Origin of the sequence: Pseudomonas sp. CFBP13509 (genome assembly GCF_005233485.1) — a bacterium.
GTDB lineage: Bacteria > Pseudomonadota > Gammaproteobacteria > Pseudomonadales > Pseudomonadaceae > Aquipseudomonas > Aquipseudomonas marginalis.
Genome location: NZ_QGAA01000010.1, coordinates 145,870 through 167,330 on the forward strand (window position 1 = coordinate 145,870; position 21,461 = coordinate 167,330).

The window sequence follows — 21,461 nt, forward strand, 5'->3', positions numbered from 1 at the left end:
CATGACCCCAGGCTGGATTACCACAACGCTGCTGGACAACGACGCCCCCGGCGGCTGGGCCGTCGCCCGCAGCCGCGACGGCTTTTTGCATGACGCCAACGGCCCGCTGTTCCCTCGGGAATGGCTCAAGCGCCAGGAGCTTTCGGTGTTTGCCGAACATGGCATCGGCCACCTCGACGGTGAGCCGGTGTATCTGCTGGAACTCGACTCGGCGGGCGAAGTGCCTGGTTGCAGCTGGCAGGGCCTGCGCGGCTTCATGCTGCAAGGTGATCACACCCTCTACAAAGTGCTGGGCTACGCCGCGCAGATCGGCACCTGGGCGCGGGAGCATCGGTTCTGCGGCAGTTGCGGCCAGGCCATGGTCCAGGTGCCACGGGAACGGGCGATGTATTGCCAGGCCTGCGACCTGCGCAGCTACCCGCGGATTTCGCCGAGCATGATCGTGCTGGTGACCCGTGGCGACGAGATCCTGCTGGCGCGCTCGCCACGGTTTGTCACCGGGGTCTACAGCACCTTGGCGGGCTTTGCCGAACCGGGGGAGTCGGCCGAAGACTGCCTGATCCGCGAGGTGCGTGAAGAAGTGCAGGTGGAGGTCAGGAACATCCAGTACATGGGCAGCCAGTGCTGGCCGTTCCCCCATTCGATGATGCTGGGCTTCCATGCCGAGTACGCCGGTGGCGACATCGTGCCCCAGGCCGACGAGATCGAGGACGCGCAGTGGTTCAGCATCCACGACCTGCCGCCGTTGCCGGCGTCACGCTCGATTGCGCGTTACCTGATCGACCTCTACCTGGCCCGTCGCCTAGGCCACGCTGAACCAGTGCTGCCAGGCTAGGCGCACGGTCAGGCCGAGAACCACGGTGATAAACACCGGGCGAATGAATTTGGCGCCGCCGCTGATCGCGCTGCGCGCGCCAAAGAACGCGCCACACATCACCGACACGCCCATCGCCAGGCCGACAATCCAATCCACCGAGCCGTTGAAGATAAACACCGACAGCGCCGCCGCGTTGCTGACGAAGTTCATGCTGCGCGCCACGCCGCTGGCCTTCACCAGGTCGATGGGGTGCAACAGCATGGTGCTCACGGTCCAGAATGCACCGGTACCCGGGCCGGCCACGCCGTCGTAGAAGCCCAGGCCGAAACCCTGGGTGCCTTGCCATTTCTTCTTGATCGGCGCGTCGGCGTCCAGTGGCGCCTTGGGCGTGCCACCAAACAGCAAATACACGCCGCAAGCGAATACGATCACCGGCAGCATTTTGTTCAGGGTTTCGGCGGGCAGGTAGTGGGCAACCACCGCACCGGCCAGCGCACCGATCAACGTGCCGATGATCGCATGCACCCACTGACGCGGGTGGAACAGCTTGCGACGGTAGAAGGTGAAGCTGGCCGTGGCCGAACCGAAGGTGGAGCTGAGCTTGTTGGTACCCAGTACCAGGTGGGGCGGCATCCCGGCGGTGAGCAGCGCCGGGGTGGTAAGCAGGCCGCCGCCACCGGCGATGGCGTCGATAAAGCCGGCGATAAAGGCCACGACGGCGAGAATGGCGAGGGTGGTGAGGTCTACGCTGAGTTCGAAGGGCATGGGGGAGTGCTTATGGTTGGCAGTGCGCAGCAAAACGCTGTGCGAAGGGCTGCCATCTTACCTGCCTGATGTACGCAGAACCAAATGTGGGAGGGGGCTTGTTTCCGTGGCGGCCTTCGGGCCGACCATGTCGTTGGTTTTGACCGAGTACATATCCGTTGCTGCGGTAACGGCCACTTATGGTTTCGCTTTTACAGCGANGCACGGGAGGCGGTTCGGGCAAGGCCGACTTTGCCAACCTGAACCTGACCAAACCCCTGGATAAATCCAGCCCCAACCTGATGATGGCCTGCGCCACCGGCAAGCATTACCCCGAAGCCAAATTGGTGGTGCGCAAGGCCGGCGGAGCCAGCCCGGTGGAATATCTGGTGATCACCTTGAAGGAGGTCATGGTGGTGTCCTACAGCACCCGCGCTGAAACGGCCGAAGATGTGTTGTACGACAGCATCGCCTTGAACTTCGCCACCGTCGACGTCAGCTATCAGCCGCAGAAGGCCGATGGCGCCAAGGACGGCGGGCCGGTGAAGTTTGGCTGGAATATCCGGCAGAACGTCAAGGTGTGATGCGCTGAGAGGGCATAGGTATCCACACAGCCTTTCAAACCCTGACACATCTCTCTGTGGTGAACGGGCGGTGCGACGATTCGACAAGCCCGCTCACCACAAGAATGCGGTCGCCTGAAATTGTTTATGCAAGACTCAAGATTTTAGAGTGAGAATTTAACCCTTTAAAATCAATAAGTTATTTTAAGCTTGATAAAGGCCCATCACTCACTCGCCAAACCCGATAATCGCCTTGGTTTCCAGATACTCCTCGAACCCCTGCACCCCATACTCCCGGCCATTCCCTGAGCGCTTGTAGCCCCCAAATGGCGCCATCGGATTCCACGCCGGATGGTTCAGGTGCACCTGGCCCGCCCGTATACGCGAAGCCACCGCCCGCGCAACATCTAGGTCCTGCCCCTGAACGTGAGCACCCAGCCCGTAGACCGTGTCGTTGGCGATGGCGACGGCTTCATCCACCGTCTCATAGGCAATGATGCACAGCACCGGGCCGAATATTTCCTCTTGGGCAATGCGCATGGCGTTGTCCACGTCGGAGAAAACCGTCGGCCGCGTATAGAAGCCCTTGTCAAAACCCGCCGGCCGTCCCGGCCCACCGCACAGCAGTTTGGCGCCCTCGTCGAGGCCGGCCTGGATCATGGCCTGGACGCGATGGAACTGGGCTTCGTTGGCAATCGGGCCCAACTGCGTTTCTTCCGATTGCGGGTCGCCCACGATCAATGCATTTGCGGTAGCCGCCGCCAGGGCTTCGACTTCGGCCAGGCGGTTTCTCGGCACGATCATGCGGGTCGGCGCGCTGCACGACTGGCCGACGTTGCGAAACGCCGACATCACCCCCAGCGGCACAGCCTTGGCGAAGTCGGCGTCGGGCAGCAGCACATTCGGCGACTTGCCCCCCAGTTCCTGGGTGACCCGCTTGACTGTCGGCGCGGCCGCTTGGGCAACCAACGCGCCTGCGCGGTTGGAGCCGGTGATGGAGATCATGTCGATGTCCACGTGGGCCGCCATGGCCGCGCCGACTTCGGCACCGCTGCCGTTCACCAGGTTGAACACCCCAGGCGGCAGACCGGCGTCATGCACCAGTTGGGCAAACAGCAGGGCGCTCAATGGCGACAGTTCGCTGGGTTTCAACACCACGGTGCAGCCGGCGGCGATGGCCGGGGCGACTTTTGCGGTGATTTGATACAGCGGCCAGTTCCACGGCGTGATAAGCCCGCACACGCCGATGGGCTCGCGCTCGATTGCGGTGCCGCCTTCCACGGTCTGGAAGCCATAACTGGACAGCAGGTCCCGGGCGACCCGCACGTGCTCGGCCGCCAGCGGCACTTGCATCGCCCGCGCGAAGCCAATGGCCGCGCCCATTTCCAGGGACAGCGCCTGTGCCAGTTGCTCTTTGCGCTCAAGGATCAGTTCGTGGATTTTCCCCAGCACCTGGGCTCTCGCAGCAGCCGGGGTCGCAGACCAACCGGCGAACGCCCCGCGTGCCGCCGCAACGGCCCGGTCGACATCCTCGGCAGACCCGCGTGCCACCTCGGCAACCACGGCTTCATTGGCCGGGTTGACCACCGGCAGCGTCGCCGGGATCGCCGGGAACGTCCAACGACCGTTGATGTAAAACTGGTGAGCCGTTTGCGCATCAACGCTGTAGCTGTTTGAAGATTGAGTGGTCATCCAACTGGCTCCCTGGAGCGGTAATAGGCGCTGCAAACAGCACGGCCCGGTGTCCGGATAAGCTAGCAAAAGGCTCCCGCGCAAAGATGCCGTTATTCAACGCTGCAAGGGATAATCTGCTGAATCCGGCAGGCGGGTGAGGCTCATATGAGTTTTCCTGTGGTGGGGGCGTTTGCCGGCACCGTCGAAGGTTGGGTAAAGCGCCGGATATCGAACGGGCTGATCAAGGTGCTGGTGCTGCCGGTGCTGATCAGTTCGGCCATCACATCCCCCACGCCCGGGCCGAGCTGGAAGCCGTGGCCGCAGAAGCCGAAGGCATAAAACAGCCCGTCCACGCTGCCGCTGGGGCCCATCACCGGCAGGGAGTCGGGTGTGTAGCTTTCGATGCCGCTCCACACTCGGATGATGTTCAGCTTCTCGGCGCCCGGCAACAGCCGTTTCATCTGGCGCATCTGGTTGAGCAGGCTCTCGGGCTTGAAAAACGCGCGGCGGTTGAGCATGTCCGGCGTGCAGCGGGCACCGCCACCGATGATGATGTTGCCGCGCGGGATCTGGCGGAAGTAGATCACCTCTTCCTTGATCTTGGTGAACACGCCGATCACGGTGGGCAAGGCGTAGGGCACCGGTTCCGTCACCGACATCTGCGGGCCGTTGGGCTCCAGCGGCACCGGCTCGCCGAAGCGCTCGGACAGGCGCGCGGCCCAGGCGCCGGCGGTAATCAACAGTTGCTCGGCAACAAACAACTGACCGTCGGTGGTGGTGACGTGGAACAGGCCGTTGACCTTTTCCACGTCGGCGACTTCGGTTTTTTCCTCGATTCGCGCCCCGAGGCGCTGTGCGGCGCGGGCAAATGCCGGTGCCGCCAGGCGAGGATTGGCGTGGCCGTCGTGGGGCGCGTAGGAGCCGCCTTTCACCTCGGGGCCGAGGAAACCGAAACGCTGGTGCAACTCGGCGCCGCGATAGATTTTCAGGTCCAGTTGCGCGGCTTCCGGCGCGGCGGCGTAGGCCTCCAGTTCAGCGATTTCATCTTCGCGATAGCACACGCGCATGTGGCCGCTGGGGATGAATTCCAGGTCGTCGTCGATCAACTCCGGCAGGCGTTTCCACAGCGCCCACGAACGGTTGGCCAGTTCCAGTTGCCCCAGGTAGCGGCCCTGGCGGCGCACATTGCCGAAGTTCACACCGCTGGCGTACTGACCGATCTGGTCGCGTTCCAGCAGCGTGACCGAGCAGCCGTGGCGGCGCAGGAAAAACGCCGACGAGGCGCCCATGATGCCGCCGCCGATGATCAGCACAGCGCTTTTTTGCGGGTTCATGCAGGCTGCTCCTGTGCGGTACGGGCCACTGCGTCGATTTCGATCAGGTAGCCATGGTGCAACACCGGCACGGGCACCACGGCGCGGGCCGGTTTATGTTCACCCAGGTAGCGCGCGTAAATTTGATCAAAGGCGGGCCAGTGTTCTATGCCGACCACGTACACCGTCACTTTGAGCAGGTCGCCGGGGCTCAGGCCCGCTTCACCGAGGATCGCCACCAGGTTATCCAAGGCAATCGAGGCTTGCACTGCGAACGGTTGCCCGGCGCTGTGCTCGCCATTGGCGCGTACCGGCAGTTGCCCCGATACATACAGCACGCCGCCGTGTGCCACTGCCTGGGAATAGTGCCCGCCCGGCGGTGCCGCGTGGGTGCTATGAATCGAGTGGATGCGATTACCAGCCATGCAGGCGACTCCAGGTGTGCACGCTGCCATCGGCCTCCACGGCGTGATAATCCGGGAACTGCGCGCCGGTGGCACAGGCATGGTTGGGCAGGATGCGCAGCCGACTGCCGATGGGGAAGCGCGTGACAAGCGCGTCACTGTGGGCAGCGCCCAGGGTGACGATGCCGTGTTCCTGGTTGGCAGCGGTGACCCGCGCGCCGTCGATCCAGTCGCCCGCTTCGCTGCACACTTGGCCGTAACCGAAGTCCTGGCGCTGGCGCTGGGTGCCACGGTCGCGGCTCATGGCCATCCAACCGGCGTCGGTGATAATCCAGCCTTTGTCCGGCTGATGGCCGATCACGGTGGTCAGTACGCTCAACGCCAACTCATCGGCCTGGCACACGCCGATGTTGCGCATGACCAGGTCGAAGAACACATACACACCTGCGCGTACTTCGGTGACGCCGTCCAGGTTCAGCGCCGAGAGGGCCGTGGGGGTGGAGCCGATGCTGACCTCGGGGCACGCCAGCCCGGCTGCGCGGAGGATGTCTGCGGCGCGTACGCAAAGTGCGCGTTCCTGTTCGGCCAGCGCTTGCAGGGGTTCAAGGCTGTCCAGCTCGTAACTCGAGCCGGCGTGGGTCATCACGCCACGCAGGTGCAGGCCGCCCTCGCTGAGGATGCGGGCGACGTCGATCAGTACAGGGTCCTGCGCGGCCAGGCCGGAGCGATGGCCATCGCAATCGATTTCGATCCACACGTCGAAGCGTTCGTCATGCTGCTGTGCGAAAGCGACGATGGCCTCGGCGCCCGGGACGCTGTCGGTGAGCAGGCTGAGGTTACAGCCTTTGCGCCGCAGGGCCAGGGCTTGGGGCAGTTTGCCCGGGGCCATCGCCACGGCGTAGAACACATCGCGGATACCGGCGGCGAAACAATGCTCGGCTTCCTTGAGGGTGGACACCGTCACACCGCTGGCCCCGGCGGCGATCTGGGCGTGGATCACCGGCAGGCACTTGCTGGTCTTGATATGCGGGCGCAAACGCACGCCCAGGCTGCTCATGCGTTGTTGCATACGCTGGATATTGCGCTGCATCTGCGGGATGTCGACGAGCGCGGCGGGCGTGTCGAGGGAAGCAATCGGCGTGGACATGGCGGAACTCGTGTGGCGGGGGACAGGCTGCACTCTACTCAGCTGTTGTTAACGTGTGGTTCAATCAGCGCTCATCAATCATTAAGTAAAATTGAATGATTTCCATCGAAGACCTTCGCCTTGCCGTGACCCTGGCCCGCTCGGAGTCGCTGAGCGCCGCCGCCCGCACCCTGAATGTGTCGCCGCCGGCGTTGTCCATGCGCCTGCGCAAGTTGGAGACGCTGCTCGGGCTGAGCCTGGCCAATCGCGATGCGCGGCGCCTCAGCCTGACGGCGGATGGCGAGCGGTTTTCGCGGGAGAGCGCGCTGTTGCTGGAGCAGCTTGAGGCGCTGCCGGAGTCGTTCCGGCATCAGGATGAAACCCTGGTGGGCACCTTGAGGGTGGCGGCGCCGTTTGGCTATGGCCGCCAGCGCATCGCACCGCTGTTGGCGCGGTTTGCCAAACTGCACCCGCAGCTGTGTTTGCAGCTGGATTTGCGCGAGACGCCCTGGCCCGATCGCCATGACAGTGATGCGGTGGTTCACATCGGCCATCTGAATGACAGCCTGTGGACCGCGCGGCCACTGACACCAAACGAGCGCTGGTTGTGCGCCAGCCCGGCCTACCTGCACGCCCACGGCGTGCCGTCTGCGCCGGATGAGCTGGCGTCCCATCGCTGCATCTGCATTCGCGAAAATGATGAGGACGTGACCCTGTGGCACCTGCGCAAAGGCCAGAGCCGCAAGACCCTGCGCGTGGAACCTGCGTTGTTGAGCAACGATGGCAGCGTTGCCCGGCGTTGGGCCGAGCAAGGCTTGGGGCTGGTGCTGCGTTCGCAGTGGGACGTGAGTGACGCCGTGGCCAGCGGCAGCCTGGTACGTGTGTTGGCGGACTGGAGCTTTGACAGCGCACCGGTGCTGCTGCTGGTGCCGTCGCGCAAACTGCGCAGCCCGCGCGTACAGGCGTTGGTGACGTTTCTGGAAGAGGCGTTGAAGGCCTGAGTCACTTCACCGCGTAGACCTTGCGCACGTACACCGTACTGGTCCAGGCGCAGGGCGCGCCTTTGGCCACGAACACGGTATCGCCGGTATTCACCGTGACTTCGCCACCTTCGTTGCCCTGCAGGGTGACGCGGCCTTCGAGCAGGTGCATCAGTTCGTGCAATTTGTGCGGGCGGCCGTGGCGGGCGTAGGGCGTCGAGTCCCAGATGCCGACGCGCAGCTCGGTCACGGCATCGTCGAACAGGTTGAATGCGCGGCACTGCGGGGTGGGGCCGATCAGTATCTGGGGTTCCGGCGCGGCGGAGGGGTTGAGCAGGGTGTGCGGATCGAGCAGGGTCAGGCCGGGGCACACCGGGGCATCGGCCTGGTCGACCGCGCAGAACGCCCATTCGCTGCCTGCACTGGCCTGCACCGTGAGGCGTGTGCCGAAGCCGATTACGGCGCTGGCGCCGACGTCCAATTCCAAGGTCTGTTCCGCGGCACTGAGCACGACATGGCCTGCATGTACCACCAGCGTTTCGCTGTGAGGGAAATCTTCGATCACCGCTTCGCCGCTGAAGGACACCAAGCCTGCGGACACGCCATCGTCGCCCATCCAGGCAAGTTGGCGGCTGTCGCCGAACGGGTCCAGCGCGCTCAAGGCGGCCTTGTTGAAAGACGTGGCAACGCGGCTGCCGTCGGCGCGTGCCAACAGCAGGATACGGGGAGATGACATGGGGAGTGCTCCGGGAGAAAAGTCAGCCGATCGCCTGGGTGATCAGGGCAAAGGGGTGTACGCCTTGGCTGGCCTGGGGCGGCGTACCCAGGGCCATTTGCGCGACGGTGTCGATGTTCTTCAGGCCGGCCTGTTCGAGCCAGTCGCTGAGGCCACAGGCGACGGGAATGTCGATGCGCACAAAGGTTTCCGGCACCTGGGCCAGCAAGGTGGCGATCAGGTACTTGGCCTGCTCGATATTTTCCGCCACCACCGGGCCGATGCAACGCCCACGCCCAAACGGCCGCAGCAGGGCGAAGCCGCGTAGCCGGCCGTCGCGTTCGATACCCACGGCGTGCTCCACCTGCAGGTCACGCAGCACTTCACGACGGTCCATACCACTGGCGGCCTTGGCCAGCGCGAGCAGGCTGGCGTGGTCATCGGCGTTAAGCGCCCGGCAGGTTTCGCCGTCGGCAAGCGTCGGCAGGGCGGGCACCAACGCCTGGCCCTGGTGTTGCTGCACTCGCCCGAACTCGACGAACCCCTGGCTGGCATACAACGGCGCGCCGGCGAGGGTGGCGTTGAGGACCGGCGTGCGCGTATCGCAGGCGGCAATGGCCTTCTCCATCAAGCGCCGGCCGATGCCCTGGCCCTGATAGTCATTGCTGACGATCACCAGGCCGATGGTGGCGTAGTCGCCCTGGGGGCAGGTGAACGCGCTGCCGATCAGCCGCTCGCCATCCATGACCACGAAGCCGTCGCTGACCCGTTGCAACATTGCCCAGTCTTCCAGGCGGTGGGGCCATTTGAGTTGCACCGACAAATCGTGGGCGGCCGGGAGGTCGGCTGCGGTCATTGGGCGGTAGAGATAAGTGGGGTGTGGCAGGGCGGACATGGCGAGCCTCCGGAGCGTTGTTAATTGTGGCGTCAGGGTGCTTGTATCCCACCTGGGTTGAGGGCTGGCAAGGGGGGCGGGAATATTCGGTAGATTCCTCGTGGTGTGTGGGGCGAGACCACAGTTACTACTTAATTGGGGTTGGGGGGCAGCAGCAAATGCCATGAGGTTGGCGTTGGAGCCAACTGGAGTAGGGCGGGGGTACACGGTTAAAAATGTGGGAGGGGCTTGCTCCCGATGAGGCCGTGTCAGTGGATGCATCTGTAGCTGACCCACTGCCATCGGGGGCTTGCCCTAATGCCAGCTAGTTAAGCGTACGTCGCCTCCTGTAGGAGCGAGCTTGCTCGCGAAAAACGTCAACGATAACGCGTGCTTCCTGAATGAACGCGGCGCCTGTGAATTTTTCGCGAGCAAGCTCGCTCCTACAAAAAGCCTTAACTGACTGGCATTAGGACAAGCCACCTCCCACAGTTTGATCTGCATACATCAGGTAGTCCTCGGCCTGCTTTCGTTCACACCCCATCAACCCGCCACACTTTCTGCCGCCCCCACCCCCGTGCTTAAGCCTCTGCACCCCCAAAAGCCCCCTAAAAGCGCACAAACACTGGCCCTGCCCAAGCCTGGCGCGCACCGCAAAGTCTGCTGAGCCCGGCCACCAAAACGGTGGTTTGTATTGAGCGCAGGTCGTTTTAGACGGCATATGCTGATTTCACAGTGGTGTAATGAACCTGTGCTGCAACGAGGCCGACGCGCCGCCAGGGCAGCGAACGCTTGTCACACTCAACGAACTCCAGGACCGCACTCAATGAGCTTTCTTCGTCCCAAATTCATTACGTTCGACTGCTACGGTACGCTGACCAACTTCCATATGGGCACCATGACCCGCGAGCTGTTTGCCGATCGCATCAAGCCCGAGCAGATGGACCAGTTCGTCAAGGATTTCTCGGCCTACCGCCTCGACCAGGTCATGGGCGACTGGCGCCCCTACGATGAAATCCTCAAGACCGCCCTGGCCCGTACCTGCAAACGCTGGGGTATCGACTATCGCGAGGAAGGCCAGCTGTATTACGACGCCGTGCCGACCTGGGGCCCCCATGCAGACGTGCCGGCCGGGCTGTCGAAAATTGCCGACAAGATTCCCCTGGTGATCTTCTCCAATGCCAGCGACAGCCAGATCATGTCCAACGTCGACAAGCTCGGCGCGCCGTTCCACAAGGTGTTCACCGCCGAGCAGGCCCAGGCCTACAAGCCGCGCCTGGCCGCGTTCGAGTTCATGCTCGACAACCTCGGCTGCGGCCCGGAAGACATCTTGCATGTGTCGTCCAGCTTCCGTTACGACCTGATGCCGGCCCATGACATGAAGATCAAAAACAAAGCCTTCGTTGCCCGTGGCCACGAAGTGCCGGGCAACGCGTTCTACGGTTACCAGCAGATCACCGATATCGGTGGGCTGCCGGCGCTGGTCGGTCTGTAACCGCACACCTCTGAGGGCAAGACATGGGCAGTGAATCCTATTGGCTCGACACCGCACCGGCGTTTACCGGTGCCCGGCTGGGCGGCTTGCCCAAGCAGGTCGATGTGGCTGTGGTCGGCGCTGGGTTCACCGGCCTGGCGGCGGCGCGGGCGTTGGCGCTCAAGGGCGCCAGTGTGGTGGTGCTCGACGCCGGGCGGGTGATCGGCGAGGCCTCGGGGCGCAACGGTGGGCAGTGCAACACCGGGGTGGCCCAGGATTACGCCGGGCTGCACGCCAGCCTCGGTGCCGCCAAGGCACGCGCCTATTACCAGGCCTATGAAAGTGCCGTGCAGACGGTGGTGTCACTGGTCGAGCAGGAAGGCATTGCCTGCGACCTGGTGCGCAACGGCAAGCTCAAGCTGGCGGCCAAGCCGATGCACTACGAAGGCCTGGCCCGCACCTGCGAGCTGATCCGCCAGGAGGTGGATGCCGAGGTCGAGCTGCTCAGTGCCGAACAGACCCGTGCTGAAGTCCATTCGGCGCAGTTTCATGGCGGCCTGCTGCAGCGCAACGGCGTGCAGATGCATGTCGGCCGCTTCGGGGTCGGCTTGGCCGAAGCGGCGGCGCGGCGTGGTGCGATGATCTACGAGCACACCCCCGTCAAGGATTGGAAGGCCCAGGCCGGCGGCTACCAGGTCAACACCGCCAAGGGTTCACTGCACGCCGGGCAAGTCCTGCTGGCCACCGGTGCCTGCCAGCATGGCGACCTGGGTTGGTACCGCCGCAGGATTGTGCCGGTGGGCAGTTTTGTCATTGCCACCGAAGTCTTGCCCCAGACGCTGATCGACCAGTTGCTGCCGCAACATCGCGCCTATGTGACCAGCCGCATGATCGGCAACTACTTTCGCCTGACCCCGGACAACCGCCTGCTGTTTGGCGGGCGTGCGCGGTTTGCCATGTCCGACAGCGTCTCCGACGCCAAGAGCGGCAAGGTACTGCAAGCGGCGATGCTGAACATGTTCCCGCAGTTGGCGCACGTGAAGATCGACTACTGCTGGGGCGGCCTGGTGGACATGACGTCCGACCGCCTGCCCCGCGCCGGCCAGCATGGCGGCGTGTTCCACTCCATGGGCTACAGCGGCCATGGCGTGCAGATGTCGGTGCACATGGGCCAGGTGATGGCCGATGTCATGGCCGGCAATACCGCCGCCAACCCCTGGCGCGAACTGGAATGGCCGGCGATTCCCGGGCATTTCGGCAAGCCGTGGTTCCTGCCGTTCGTGGGGGCTTACTACCGCTTCCAGGACTATTTGCACTGAGTTGCCGTTGTTGCGTCACCGTCGTTTGTGTTTCCAGGACGCTCCGGACATCCGTGAGCACTCGATTCTTCCGATTATCGACAGGTAGCCTTGCTATGACTGACAACAAAAACACCCCCGAACTCATCTCCGGCCAGGACAGCCTGCGGGTGTTCGAACGTCTCAACCGTGGCATGTCGCGCCGCAACGCCCTGCAAATGCTGGGCGTGGCCGGTGTCGCCGCCGCCGGTGCCGGCAGCCTGTTCGGCGCCGCCGGCAAGCTGTTCGCCGACGAGGCCGCCGTGGCCGGCAAAGGCAAGCCAGGCGGCAAGATCCGCGTGGCCGGCATGTCCAGCTCCACCGCCGATACCCTCGACCCGGCCAAGGGCGCGCTGTCCACCGACTATGTGCGCCACTACATGTTCTACAACGGTTTGACCCGCTTCGATAAGCACCTGGTGCCGCAACTGGAACTGGCCGAGCGCATCGACAACACCGACGCCACCGTCTGGACCATCACCCTGCGCAAGGACGTGACCTTCCACAACGGCAAGGCCCTGACCGCCGCCGACGTGGTGTTCTCCCTGAACCGCCACAAAGACCCGCTGACCGGTTCCAAGGTCATGCCGCTGATGGAGCAGTTCGCCGAGATCAAGGCCAGCGGGCCGAACGAAGTGCAGATCCGCCTCAGCGCGGCCAACGCCGAGTTGCCGTCGATCCTCGCGGTGTCACACCTGTTGATCGTCCCCGAGGGCACCAGCGACTTCAGCAAAGGCATCGGCACCGGACCGTTCACCGTGGGCGAGTTCAAGCCCGGCGTGCGTTCGATTGCGGTGCGCAACAAGAACTACTGGAAACCGGGCCTGCCGTACCTCGACGAGATCGAGTTCATCGCGATTGCCGACGAGCCATCGCGGGTCAATGCACTGCTGTCGGGCGACGTGCACATGATCAACGAGGTCAACCCGCGCTCCACCACGCGCATCAAGGCCAGCGCCAAGCACCGCGTGGTCGACGCGCCGTCGGGCAACTACACTGACTTGATCATTCGCCAGGACCAACTGCCCGGCAAAAGCCCGGAATTCACCCAGGCCATGAAGCTGCTGCTCGACCGTGAACAGGTCAAGTCCGCCGTATTCCGTGGCTTTGCGGTGGTGGGCAACGACCACCCGATTGCGCCGGGTTCGCGCTACTTCAACACCGACTTGCCGCAGACGGTCTACGATCCGGAAAAAGCCAGGTTCCTGCTGAAGAAAGCCGGCATGGAAAGCATCACCATGCCCGTGATGGCCTCGCCTGCCGCCACCGGCTCGGTAGACATCGCCGTGCTGTTGCAGCAGTCGGCCAAACAGGCCGGGCTCAAGCTCGACGTGAACCGCCTGCCGAGCGACGGCTACTGGTCCAACCACTGGATGAAGCACCCGCTGAGCTTCGGCAACATCAACCCGCGGCCGAATGCCGACGTGATGTTCTCGCAGTTCTTCCAGTCCAAGGCGCCGTGGAACGAGTCCGGCTGGCAGAACGAGCAATTCGACCAGTTGCTGATGCTGGCCCGTGGCGAAACCGACGACGCCAAGCGCGCCAAGATGTATGGCGACATGCAGGTCCTGGTGCACGACCACTGCGGCATCGGCGTGCCGGTGTTCATCAGCAATATCGACGGCGTCGACCAGCGCATCAAAGGCTACGACAGCAACCCACTGGGCGGTTTCATGGGCTACATGTTTGCCGAGCAGGTGTGGTTGGACGCTTGAGGAGGGTGGTGGGATGAATAGCAATACACTGTGGTTGATCGGCCGGCGCTTCGGCGCCGGGGCCTTGACCTTGTTGATCGTGTCCATGGTCGTGTTCGCGATCACGGCGGTACTGCCGGGGGACGCGGCGCAACAATCCCTGGGCCAGTTCGCGACCCCTGAACAGGTGGCGGCCCTGCGCCTGAAACTGGGGTTGGACCAGCCCGGTGTGTTGCGTTACCTGCACTGGTTGATGAGCCTGCTCACTGGCGACATGGGCGTGTCGGTCTCCAACGCCATGCCGGTCGGTGAGCTGATGGCGGGCCGGGTGCCCAACACCCTGATGCTGGCGGGCGCCACGGCGCTGGTCTCGGTGCCGGTGGCACTGGTGCTCGGCATCGGCTCGGCGATGGGCCGGGGCGGGCGCATCGACAGTTGCCTGAGCTTCATCACCCTGGCGATGGTCGCGGTGCCGGAATTCCTGGTGGCGACCCTGGCGGTGCTGATTTTTGCGGTCAACCTCGGTTGGTTGTCGGCCCTCTCCTATGCCAGCGACATCAGCTCACCGCTGCAATTTCTGCGCACCTATGCCTTGCCGGTGATGACGCTGTGCTGCGTGATCGTCGCGCAAATGGCGCGCATGACCCGCGCCGCCGTGATCGACCAGCTCGACAGCCCCTATGTGGAAATGGCCCGCCTCAAAGGCGTCAGCCCGATCCGCATCGTGCTGCGCCATGCCTTGCCCAATGCGATCGGGCCGATTGCCAACGCCATCGCCCTGAGCCTGTCGTACCTGTTGGGCGGGGTGGTGATTGTCGAAACCATTTTCAACTACCCCGGCATTGCCAGCTTGATGGTCGATGCCGTGACCAACCGCGACATGGCGCTGGTGCAGGCGTGCACCATGTTGTTCTGCGCGGCCTACCTGGGCCTGGTGCTGCTCGCCGACCTGTGCGCGATCCTGTCCAATCCGAGGCTGAGAAACCAATGAACAACCTCATTGCGAAATCCAAGCCTGTTTCCTCCGCCCTGGCACTCGCCAAGGTGTCCAGCGGCCCGTCGTGGCTGGGGCTGTTGGGAGGCGTGGTGTGCGTCGCCTGGCTGCTGGTGGCGCTGCTCGGCCCGTGGCTGGCACCTCACCCGGTGGGGGAGGTGGTGTCCGATAACATCTTCGAAGGCTTCAGCCTCGCGCATCCATTCGGCACCGATTACCTGGGCCGCGACATGCTCAGCCGGGTGCTGGTGGGCGCGCGCTTTACTGTCGGGCTGGCGCTGGTGGCAGCGTTACTGGCCAGCACCTTCGGCACCGGGTGTGCGCTGTTGTCGGTGGTCTCGCCCAAGTGGCTGGACGAAATCATCAGCCGCATCATGGACGCCTTCATCTCGATCCCGAGCAAAATGCTTGCGTTGATCATGGTCTCGGCCTTTGGCTCATCGGTGACGTTGCTGATCTGTACGGCAGTGATCAGTTATATCCCCGGCTCCTTCCGCGTCGCCCGCAGCATGGCGGTCAACATTGAAGCCCTGGAGTACGTGCAGGTCGCGCGTACCCGTGGCGAGCGCCGGCTTTACGTGGCGTGCGTGGAGATCCTGCCGAACATGCTCAACCCGGTATTGACCGACCTGGGCCTGCGTTTCGGCTACATCGTGCTGTTGCTCAGCGGCATGAGTTTTCTTGGCCTGGGCGTGCAACCGCCGGACGCCGACCTCGGCTCGCTGGTGCGGGAAAACATCGGCGGCCTCAACCAGGGCGCGCTGGCCATCATCCTTCCGGCGCTGGCCATCGGCACGCTGACCATCGGCGTGAATCTGCTGATCGACTATCTGTCGTCGCGACGTAGTCGACGCACGGGAGGCCATTGAAATGACTGAATTGATTCGCGTCGAAGACCTGCGCGTGGTCGCCTGTGGCGCGCGCGGCGAGGTGGAAATCGTCAAGGGCGTGAGCTTTGCCCTGAAACAAGGTGAAGTGCTGGCATTGATCGGCGAGTCCGGCTCGGGCAAGACCACCATCGCCCTGGCCTTGCTGGGGTATGCACGGCGCGGGTGTCGCTTGTCCGGCGGCGTGGTGCAGGTCGGCGAGCACGACATGCTCGCCCTGGGCGAACACCAATTGCAGGGCCTGCGCGGCAACCGTGTGTCCTATATCGCGCAAAGCGCCGCCGCCGCATTCAACCCGGCGAAAAGACTCATCGACCAGGTCATCGAAGGCGCACTGATCCACGGCCTGGGCACGCGCGCCGAGCTGCACGCCAAGGCTATCGGCCTGTTCCGCGACCTGGCGCTGCCGGGCCCGGAACGCATCGGCCAACGCTACCCGCACCAGGTCTCCGGCGGGCAGCTGCAACGGGTGATGGCGGCGATGGCGCTGATCAGCGACCCGCTGCTGGTGGTGCTCGACGAGCCGACCACCGCCCTGGACGTGACCACCCAGATCGACGTGCTACGCGCCTTCAAACGCGTGGTGCGCGAGCGCGGTGCCACGGCGGTGTACGTGTCCCACGACCTCGCAGTGGTGGCGCAAATGGCCGACCAGATCGTGGTGCTCAACGGCGGGCAGATCCTCGAACAGAGCGCCACGGCGCCGCTGCTCAATGCCCCGACCCACGCCTACACCCGCAGCCTGCTGGCCGCCGCACGGCCCGACACCACTATTCGCCCGCCCTGCGGCGTCGCCGGGGAGGTACCGCTGCTGACCATCACCGGCCTCACCGCCGGCTACGGCAACAAGAACCTGCACGGCATGCCGTCGATTCGGGTATTGGAAGACATCGACCTCACCGTGCGCCGTGGCCAGGCCATCGGCGTGATCGGCGAGTCGGGCTCGGGCAAGTCCACCCTGGCCCGGGTGGTGGCTGGGCTGCTGACCCCGGCCCTCGGCGGCCTGGCCTTCGACGGGCAACCCTTGGGCGGCAGCCTCGCCGAGCGCACCCCGGAACAATTCCGCCGGATCCAGATGGTGTTCCAGAACGCCGACACCGCGCTCAACCCCATGCACAGCGTGGCGGCCATCATCGGTCGGCCGTTGAAAATGTATTTCGGCCTCAAGGGCGCGGCGCTGCAAGCCCGCATCGGCGAACTGCTCGACCTGGTCCGCCTGCCCCGTGACCTCGCCGAACGGCGCCCGAATGAGCTGTCCGGCGGGCAAAAGCAGCGGGTCAACCTGGCCCGCGCGCTGGCGGCCAAGCCCGACCTGATCCTCTGCGATGAAGTGACCTCGGCCCTCGACACCGTGGTGGGGGCGGCGATCCTCGAACTGCTGCGCGACCTGCGCCAGCAACTGGGGGTGTCGTACCTGTTTATCAGCCACGACATTTCTACCGTGCGCGCGCTGTGCGATGACATTGTGGTGATGTATAGCGGCCGCAAGGTCCAGGCCGGCAGTCGCCAGGCGTTTGCCGAGCCGCCGTTCCATCCCTACACCGACCTGTTGATTCACTCGGTGCCCGAGTTGCGCCAGGGCTGGCTGGAAACCTGCGGTACTGCAGGCGACACGCTGCCAGCGCTCGGCGAGCGGGCCAATGGGCCGGAACTGTGCACCTTCCTCAATCGCTGCCCGGTGCGCGTCGACGGCCTGTGCAACCGCACCGCGCCGCCGCGCCGCCGCCTTGACGACGGTGGTGAAATCCTTTGCCACCACGACAGCGCCCATTTGCTGGATACCCAGCAGGGCGTCAACACCCTCACTGTGGGAGCCTATGCATGAACGGGCGTTTTGTGAGGCTGGCCGAACAGGGCCGGCCGACGGTCAGCCTGACCGTGGATGGCGCCGCCGTCCAAGCCCTGCAGGGCGACACCTTGATGGTCGCGCTGCTGACCCAGGGCAACGCGCTGCGCCAGTCGGAATTCGACAGCGGCCGCCGCGCCGGTTTCTGCTTGATGGGCGCGTGCCAGGATTGCTGGGTGTGGACCCGCAGCGGCGAACGCCTGCGCGCCTGTTCCAATGAAGTCCGTGACGGGCTGGACATCGTTACCACACAACCGGAGGCGACATGGCCACTGCACGGGTAGTTATTGTGGGCGCCGGACCGGCCGGGGCGCGCTGCGCCGAAACCCTGCTGGCGGCCGGAATCAAACCGATCCTGATCGATGAAAACCGCCGCGACGGTGGCCAGATCTATCGGCGTCAGCCAGAAGGCTTCACCCGCGACTACGCGACCCTGTACGGCAGCGAGGCCGCCAAGGCCCAGGCGCTGCACCAGAGTTTCGACCGCCTGCGCGACGCCATCGACTACCGCCCCGACACCCTGGTGTGGAACCTCACGCCGGGGCAACTGTGCTGCGTGAGCCAGGGCCGCCACACCACGGTGGATTACGATGCACTGATCCTCTGCACCGGCGCCACCGACCGCCTGATGCCCATCGAGGGCTGGCAACTGGCGGGCACCTACAGCCTGGGCGGGGCGCAGATCGCCTTGAAAAACCAGGCCGTGTCCATCGGTCATCGCGTGGTGTTCATGGGCAGCGGGCCGTTGCTGTACCTGGTCGCCAGCCAGTACGTGAAGGCCGGCGCCGAGGTGGCGGCGGTGCTCGACACCTCGCCTCTGAGCCTGCGTCTGAAAGCCTTGCCCAAACTGCTGGCGCGGCCTGGCGTGCTGTTCACCGGGATCAAGCTATTGGCGCAACTGTACCGCGCCAAGGTGGCGGTGCACCTGGGGGTCAAGCCGCTGCAAGTGATGGGCGACGCGGCCAATGGTGTAAGCGGTGTGCGCTTTACCACTGGCAACGGGCAGACCGTCACGGTGCAGGCCGATGCCGTTGCGCTGGGTTACCACCTGCGCCCGGAAACCCAGCTGGGTGACCTGGCCGGCTGTCGCATGGCGTTCGATGAGGCATCAAGCCAATGGTGGCTGGCCACGGATGACGCCGGGCGCACCTCGGTGAAGGGCGTGTACGCGGCCGGTGACGGTGCGAAAATTCGCGGCGCCGATGCCGCCGAGCATGCCGGGCGCCTGGTGGCGCTGGCGCTGCTGGAAGACCTGCAACAACCGGTGGACACCGGCCTGCGGGATGAGCAACAGCAGGCCCTGGCGGTGATGGATCAATTCCGCCTGGGCCTGGCCCAGGCGTTCCCGTGGCCGAGCGAACAGGCCAAGGCGTTGCCGGACAGCGCCATCGTGTGCCGCTGCGAGATGATCAGCGCTGGCGAGCTGCGGCGCACGGTGAAAGAGAAGGGCGCCTGCGAAGTCAATCGCGCCAAGGCGTTCAGCCGCGTGGGCATGGGTCGTTGCCAGGGGCGTTATTGCTCCCAGGCCGGGGCCGAAGTGATCGCCGCCGCTGCCGGCGTGCCGGTGCAGGCGGTCGGGCGCCAGCGCGGCCAGGCGCCGGTCAAACCGTTATCGATGCTGATCACCGAGGAGGTCTCGTCATGAGTGTGAAAAAAGCCGATGTGGTGATTGTCGGCGGGGGGCTGATGGGCTCGGCGACTGCGTTTTTTCTGCGCCGTCGCGGGCAGTCGGTGATCCTGCTGGAGCGCGACCAGATCGGCCAGTACGCCAGTGGTGTGAACTTTGGCAATGTGCGCCGGCAAGGGCGTTTCCTCGGCCAACTGGCCCTGGCCAACCGCTCGTGGGCGCTGTGGAAGCGCCTGCCGGAACTGATCGACGACGACCTGGAATTCATCCCCAGCGGGCATATGCGCGTGTGTTACCGCGAGGATGAAATTGCCGAGCTGGAGGCCTACGCCGCCGCACCGGAAGCGCAACAACTGGACCTGAAGATTTATCGTGGCGCCGAACTGCATCAACGCTTCGGCTTCCTCGGCCCGGACGTCAAGGGCGGCTCCTACGCGCCCCACGATGGCCATGCCAACCCGCGCCTGGCCGCGCCGGCGTTTGCCCGTGCCGCCCGGCGCCTGGGCGCGCAGATCGAAGAACGCACCGAAGTGGCCGAGGTGCAGAAGGTCGGCGCCGACTTCCAGGTCACCACCACCGACGGCCGCCAGTTCCACGCCGCGCAACTGTTGATCACCGCCGGCGCCTGGGGCCAGAAGCTCTCGGCGCAGTTCGGCGAACCGGTGCCGCTGGACACCCACGGCCCGCAAATGGCCGTGACCGAGCCGGTGCCTTATGCCTTGCCCACCGTGATCGGCGTGTACACCAAGGTGCCCGAAGAGGTGATCTACTTCCGCCAGATTCCCCGGGGCAATATCGTCATCGGCGGCGGCTACCGCAGCAAGCCGGACATGCTCAACCGCCGCGCCTATGTGGAACCGCGCAGCATCCTCAACCAGGTCAGCCAGATGCGCCGCCTGCTGCCGGGCGTCGGCAACCTGAACATCATCCGCGTGTGGAGCGGCATCGAAGGCTACCTGCCGGACTCGCTGCCGGTGATGGGCCCCAGCGGTACGGTTGACGGGCTGTTCTATGCCTTCGGGTTTTGCGGCCACGGTTTCCAGCTTGGCCCGGGCGTCGGCGATGTGATGGCCGAGCTGCTCGCCACTGGCAGCACCAGTACCCCGATCGAGCCATTCTCCATCACCCGGTTCGCCCTACCTGACGAGCAACGGAGCCAGGCCTCATGAAACCCCGCGTATTGGAGATTCTGAAACAGCTGATGGCCTTCGACACCGTGTCATCGGCGTCGAACATGGCCTTGATTGAATATGTGCGCGACCTGCTGCTGGGCAAGGGCATCGACTCGCTGATCGTCAAGGACCCCAGCGGCAAGAAAGCCAACCTGTTCGCCAGCACCGGGCCCAGGGAACAGCCCGGTGTGCTGCTGTCCGGGCACACCGACGTGGTGCCGGCGGCGGGGCAGGCCTGGACCTTTCCCGCCTTTGCCGCCACCGTGCAGGACGGGCGCATTTATGGGCGTGGCAGCTGCGACATGAAGGGCTTTATCGCCCTGGCCATCGACGCCATGCTGGATGCCGCCGACCACACGTTAAACCGCCCATTGCAACTGGCCCTGTCCCATGACGAAGAAATCGGCTGCGTCGGCGTGCGGCGCTTGCTCGACGTGCTGCACCTGGCGCCGGTACGGCCGTTTCTGTGTGTGATCGGCGAGCCGACCAACATGCAGTTTGTCCTCGGACACAAGGGCAAGGGGTCCTACCGCACGTACTGCCGAGGCCAGGAGGCGCATTCATCCCTGGCGCCGCGCTCGGTCAACGCCATCCACGTGGCTTGCGACTTTATCGCCGCCCTGCGTGACAGCCAGCAGCAGTTGCAACGCCATGGTGCCCAGGACAATGACTATGACGTGCCCTACAGCACCGTGCATGTGGGCCAGATTATCGGCGGCAAGGCGCTGAATATCGTGCCCAACCTGTGCACCCTGGACTTCGAAGTGCGCAACCTGCCGGCCGACGACCTGGACGCGTTCCTGGAGCAGATGCGCGAGCGCGCCGAGGTGATCGTGCGTGAGGCGCAGAAGCTGTCCAGCGTGGCGGCCATCGAGATCGAAACGATCAACGTCTATCCTGGCCTCGACACCCACCCCAGTGTCGAGGCGGTGCACTTTCTCAAGCAATTCGCCGCGCCGGGCACCGGCACCTCCAAGGTCTCGTTCGGCACCGAAGGCGGCCTGTTCAAGCAGCGCCTGGACGTACCGGTGGTGGTGTGCGGGCCGGGCTCCATCGAGCAGGCGCACAAGCCCGACGAGTTTATCGAGATCAGCCAGATGGACGCCGGCGAGCGCTTTTTGCAAGGCTTGCTCGGTTCGCTGACGGCCTAGCAGAGCCTGCCGTCCTGGGGTGAATTTCAGCACGGCACGCTGCTTTAACCGCGCTTTCGGCATCCTCGT

General features: G+C 64.5%; 19 protein-coding genes and 1 pseudogene. 13 read left to right on the forward strand and 7 right to left on the reverse strand.

Annotation, left to right across the window (positions count from 1 at the left end; translation table 11 throughout):
- Position 1: 1 nt before the first annotated feature.
- Positions 2 to 835, forward strand: coding sequence for an NAD(+) diphosphatase (nudC, locus tag PspCFBP13509_RS18170; protein WP_065927825.1), 834 nt, complete (start codon positions 2 to 4; stop codon positions 833 to 835).
- Here nudC and PspCFBP13509_RS18175 read toward each other — a convergent pair.
- The gene (locus PspCFBP13509_RS18175) at positions 803 to 1,582 is read right to left on the reverse strand and encodes a TSUP family transporter (RefSeq protein WP_065927824.1); all 780 of its coding nucleotides are present in this window, start codon (positions 1,580 to 1,582) and stop codon (positions 803 to 805) included. The two genes, nudC and PspCFBP13509_RS18175, sit on opposite strands and share 33 nt — an antisense overlap.
- A 201-nt stretch (positions 1,583 to 1,783) precedes the next feature.
- On the opposite strand from PspCFBP13509_RS18175, the pseudogene PspCFBP13509_RS18185 reads away from it, so the two are divergent.
- A pseudogene (locus tag PspCFBP13509_RS18185) lies at positions 1,784 to 2,145 on the forward strand (Hcp family type VI secretion system effector); the annotation flags it as partial.
- 207 nt (positions 2,146 to 2,352) lie between these two features.
- Here the strand turns inward: PspCFBP13509_RS18185 and PspCFBP13509_RS18190 are convergent.
- From PspCFBP13509_RS18190 to PspCFBP13509_RS18205, 4 genes are all read right to left on the reverse strand, one after another.
- Positions 2,353 to 3,816 (reverse strand): aldehyde dehydrogenase family protein, encoded by a 1,464-nt coding sequence (locus tag PspCFBP13509_RS18190; protein ID WP_137212451.1) that lies wholly within the window; start codon positions 3,814 to 3,816, stop codon positions 2,353 to 2,355.
- 143 nt (positions 3,817 to 3,959) lie between these two features.
- On the reverse strand, positions 3,960 to 5,132 hold the full coding sequence (locus PspCFBP13509_RS18195; RefSeq protein WP_065948052.1) for an NAD(P)/FAD-dependent oxidoreductase: 1,173 nt from the start codon (positions 5,130 to 5,132) through the stop codon (positions 3,960 to 3,962).
- Positions 5,129 to 5,536, reverse strand: coding sequence for a RidA family protein (locus PspCFBP13509_RS18200; RefSeq protein WP_065948053.1), 408 nt, complete (start codon positions 5,534 to 5,536; stop codon positions 5,129 to 5,131). The genes PspCFBP13509_RS18195 and PspCFBP13509_RS18200 overlap by 4 nt, the downstream gene beginning before the upstream one ends.
- Positions 5,526 to 6,662 carry a DSD1 family PLP-dependent enzyme gene (locus PspCFBP13509_RS18205; RefSeq protein ID WP_137212452.1) on the reverse strand — a complete coding sequence of 379 codons (1,137 nt, stop codon included), beginning with the start codon at positions 6,660 to 6,662 and terminating at the stop codon, positions 5,526 to 5,528. Before PspCFBP13509_RS18205 ends, PspCFBP13509_RS18200 begins: the two co-directional genes overlap by 11 nt.
- 95 nt (positions 6,663 to 6,757) lie before the next feature.
- Here PspCFBP13509_RS18205 and PspCFBP13509_RS18210 point away from each other — a divergent pair, with 95 nt between their 5' ends.
- Entirely contained in the window at positions 6,758 to 7,642 is an 885-nt protein-coding gene (locus PspCFBP13509_RS18210; RefSeq protein WP_065948055.1) for a LysR family transcriptional regulator, read from the forward strand.
- Position 7,643: 1 nt separating this feature from the next.
- Here PspCFBP13509_RS18210 and PspCFBP13509_RS18215 read toward each other — a convergent pair whose 3' ends face one another.
- A complete protein-coding gene (locus PspCFBP13509_RS18215) occupies positions 7,644 to 8,357 on the reverse strand; it encodes a cupin domain-containing protein (protein WP_137212453.1) in 714 nt (237 codons plus the stop codon).
- A 22-nt stretch (positions 8,358 to 8,379) separates the two neighbouring features.
- Positions 8,380 to 9,231: a GNAT family N-acetyltransferase gene (locus PspCFBP13509_RS18220; protein ID WP_137212454.1), complete on the reverse strand. Its 852-nt coding sequence runs from the start codon at positions 9,229 to 9,231 to the stop codon at positions 8,380 to 8,382.
- Between the two features lie 805 nt (positions 9,232 to 10,036).
- Between PspCFBP13509_RS18220 and PspCFBP13509_RS18225 the strand changes: the two genes are divergently transcribed.
- The 10 genes from PspCFBP13509_RS18225 (at position 10,037) to argE (ending at position 21,392) form a co-directional block, all read left to right on the forward strand.
- Positions 10,037 to 10,705, forward strand: coding sequence for a haloacid dehalogenase type II (locus PspCFBP13509_RS18225; RefSeq protein WP_065924408.1), 669 nt, complete (start codon positions 10,037 to 10,039; stop codon positions 10,703 to 10,705).
- A gap of 23 nt (positions 10,706 to 10,728) precedes the next feature.
- Entirely contained in the window at positions 10,729 to 12,003 is a 1,275-nt protein-coding gene (locus PspCFBP13509_RS18230; RefSeq protein WP_065924409.1) for an NAD(P)/FAD-dependent oxidoreductase, read from the forward strand.
- Positions 12,004 to 12,098: 95 nt separating this feature from the next.
- Positions 12,099 to 13,736, forward strand: coding sequence for an ABC transporter substrate-binding protein (locus PspCFBP13509_RS18235; RefSeq protein WP_065948061.1), 1,638 nt, complete (start codon positions 12,099 to 12,101; stop codon positions 13,734 to 13,736).
- Between the two features lie 13 nt (positions 13,737 to 13,749).
- Entirely contained in the window at positions 13,750 to 14,706 is a 957-nt protein-coding gene (locus PspCFBP13509_RS18240) for an ABC transporter permease (protein ID WP_053138848.1), read from the forward strand.
- Complete coding sequence (locus PspCFBP13509_RS18245) at positions 14,703 to 15,578, forward strand: ABC transporter permease (protein ID WP_027607459.1); 876 nt, start codon at positions 14,703 to 14,705, stop codon at positions 15,576 to 15,578. The genes PspCFBP13509_RS18240 and PspCFBP13509_RS18245 overlap by 4 nt, the downstream gene beginning before the upstream one ends.
- A 1-nt stretch (position 15,579) precedes the next feature.
- Positions 15,580 to 17,421: an ABC transporter ATP-binding protein gene (locus PspCFBP13509_RS18250; protein ID WP_065923817.1), complete on the forward strand. Its 1,842-nt coding sequence runs from the start codon at positions 15,580 to 15,582 to the stop codon at positions 17,419 to 17,421.
- On the forward strand, positions 17,418 to 17,726 hold the full coding sequence (locus PspCFBP13509_RS18255; protein ID WP_053138839.1) for a (2Fe-2S)-binding protein: 309 nt from the start codon (positions 17,418 to 17,420) through the stop codon (positions 17,724 to 17,726). The genes PspCFBP13509_RS18250 and PspCFBP13509_RS18255 overlap by 4 nt, the downstream gene beginning before the upstream one ends.
- Positions 17,708 to 19,087: an FAD/NAD(P)-dependent oxidoreductase gene (locus tag PspCFBP13509_RS18260; protein ID WP_065948063.1), complete on the forward strand. Its 1,380-nt coding sequence runs from the start codon at positions 17,708 to 17,710 to the stop codon at positions 19,085 to 19,087. Before PspCFBP13509_RS18255 ends, PspCFBP13509_RS18260 begins: the two co-directional genes overlap by 19 nt.
- A complete protein-coding gene (locus PspCFBP13509_RS18265) occupies positions 19,084 to 20,238 on the forward strand; it encodes an NAD(P)/FAD-dependent oxidoreductase (RefSeq protein ID WP_065923805.1) in 1,155 nt (384 codons plus the stop codon). The genes PspCFBP13509_RS18260 and PspCFBP13509_RS18265 overlap by 4 nt, the downstream gene beginning before the upstream one ends.
- Positions 20,235 to 21,392 (forward strand): acetylornithine deacetylase, encoded by a 1,158-nt coding sequence (gene argE / locus PspCFBP13509_RS18270; protein ID WP_065923806.1) that lies wholly within the window; start codon positions 20,235 to 20,237, stop codon positions 21,390 to 21,392. Before PspCFBP13509_RS18265 ends, argE begins: the two co-directional genes overlap by 4 nt.
- Positions 21,393 to 21,461: the final 69 nt, after the last annotated feature.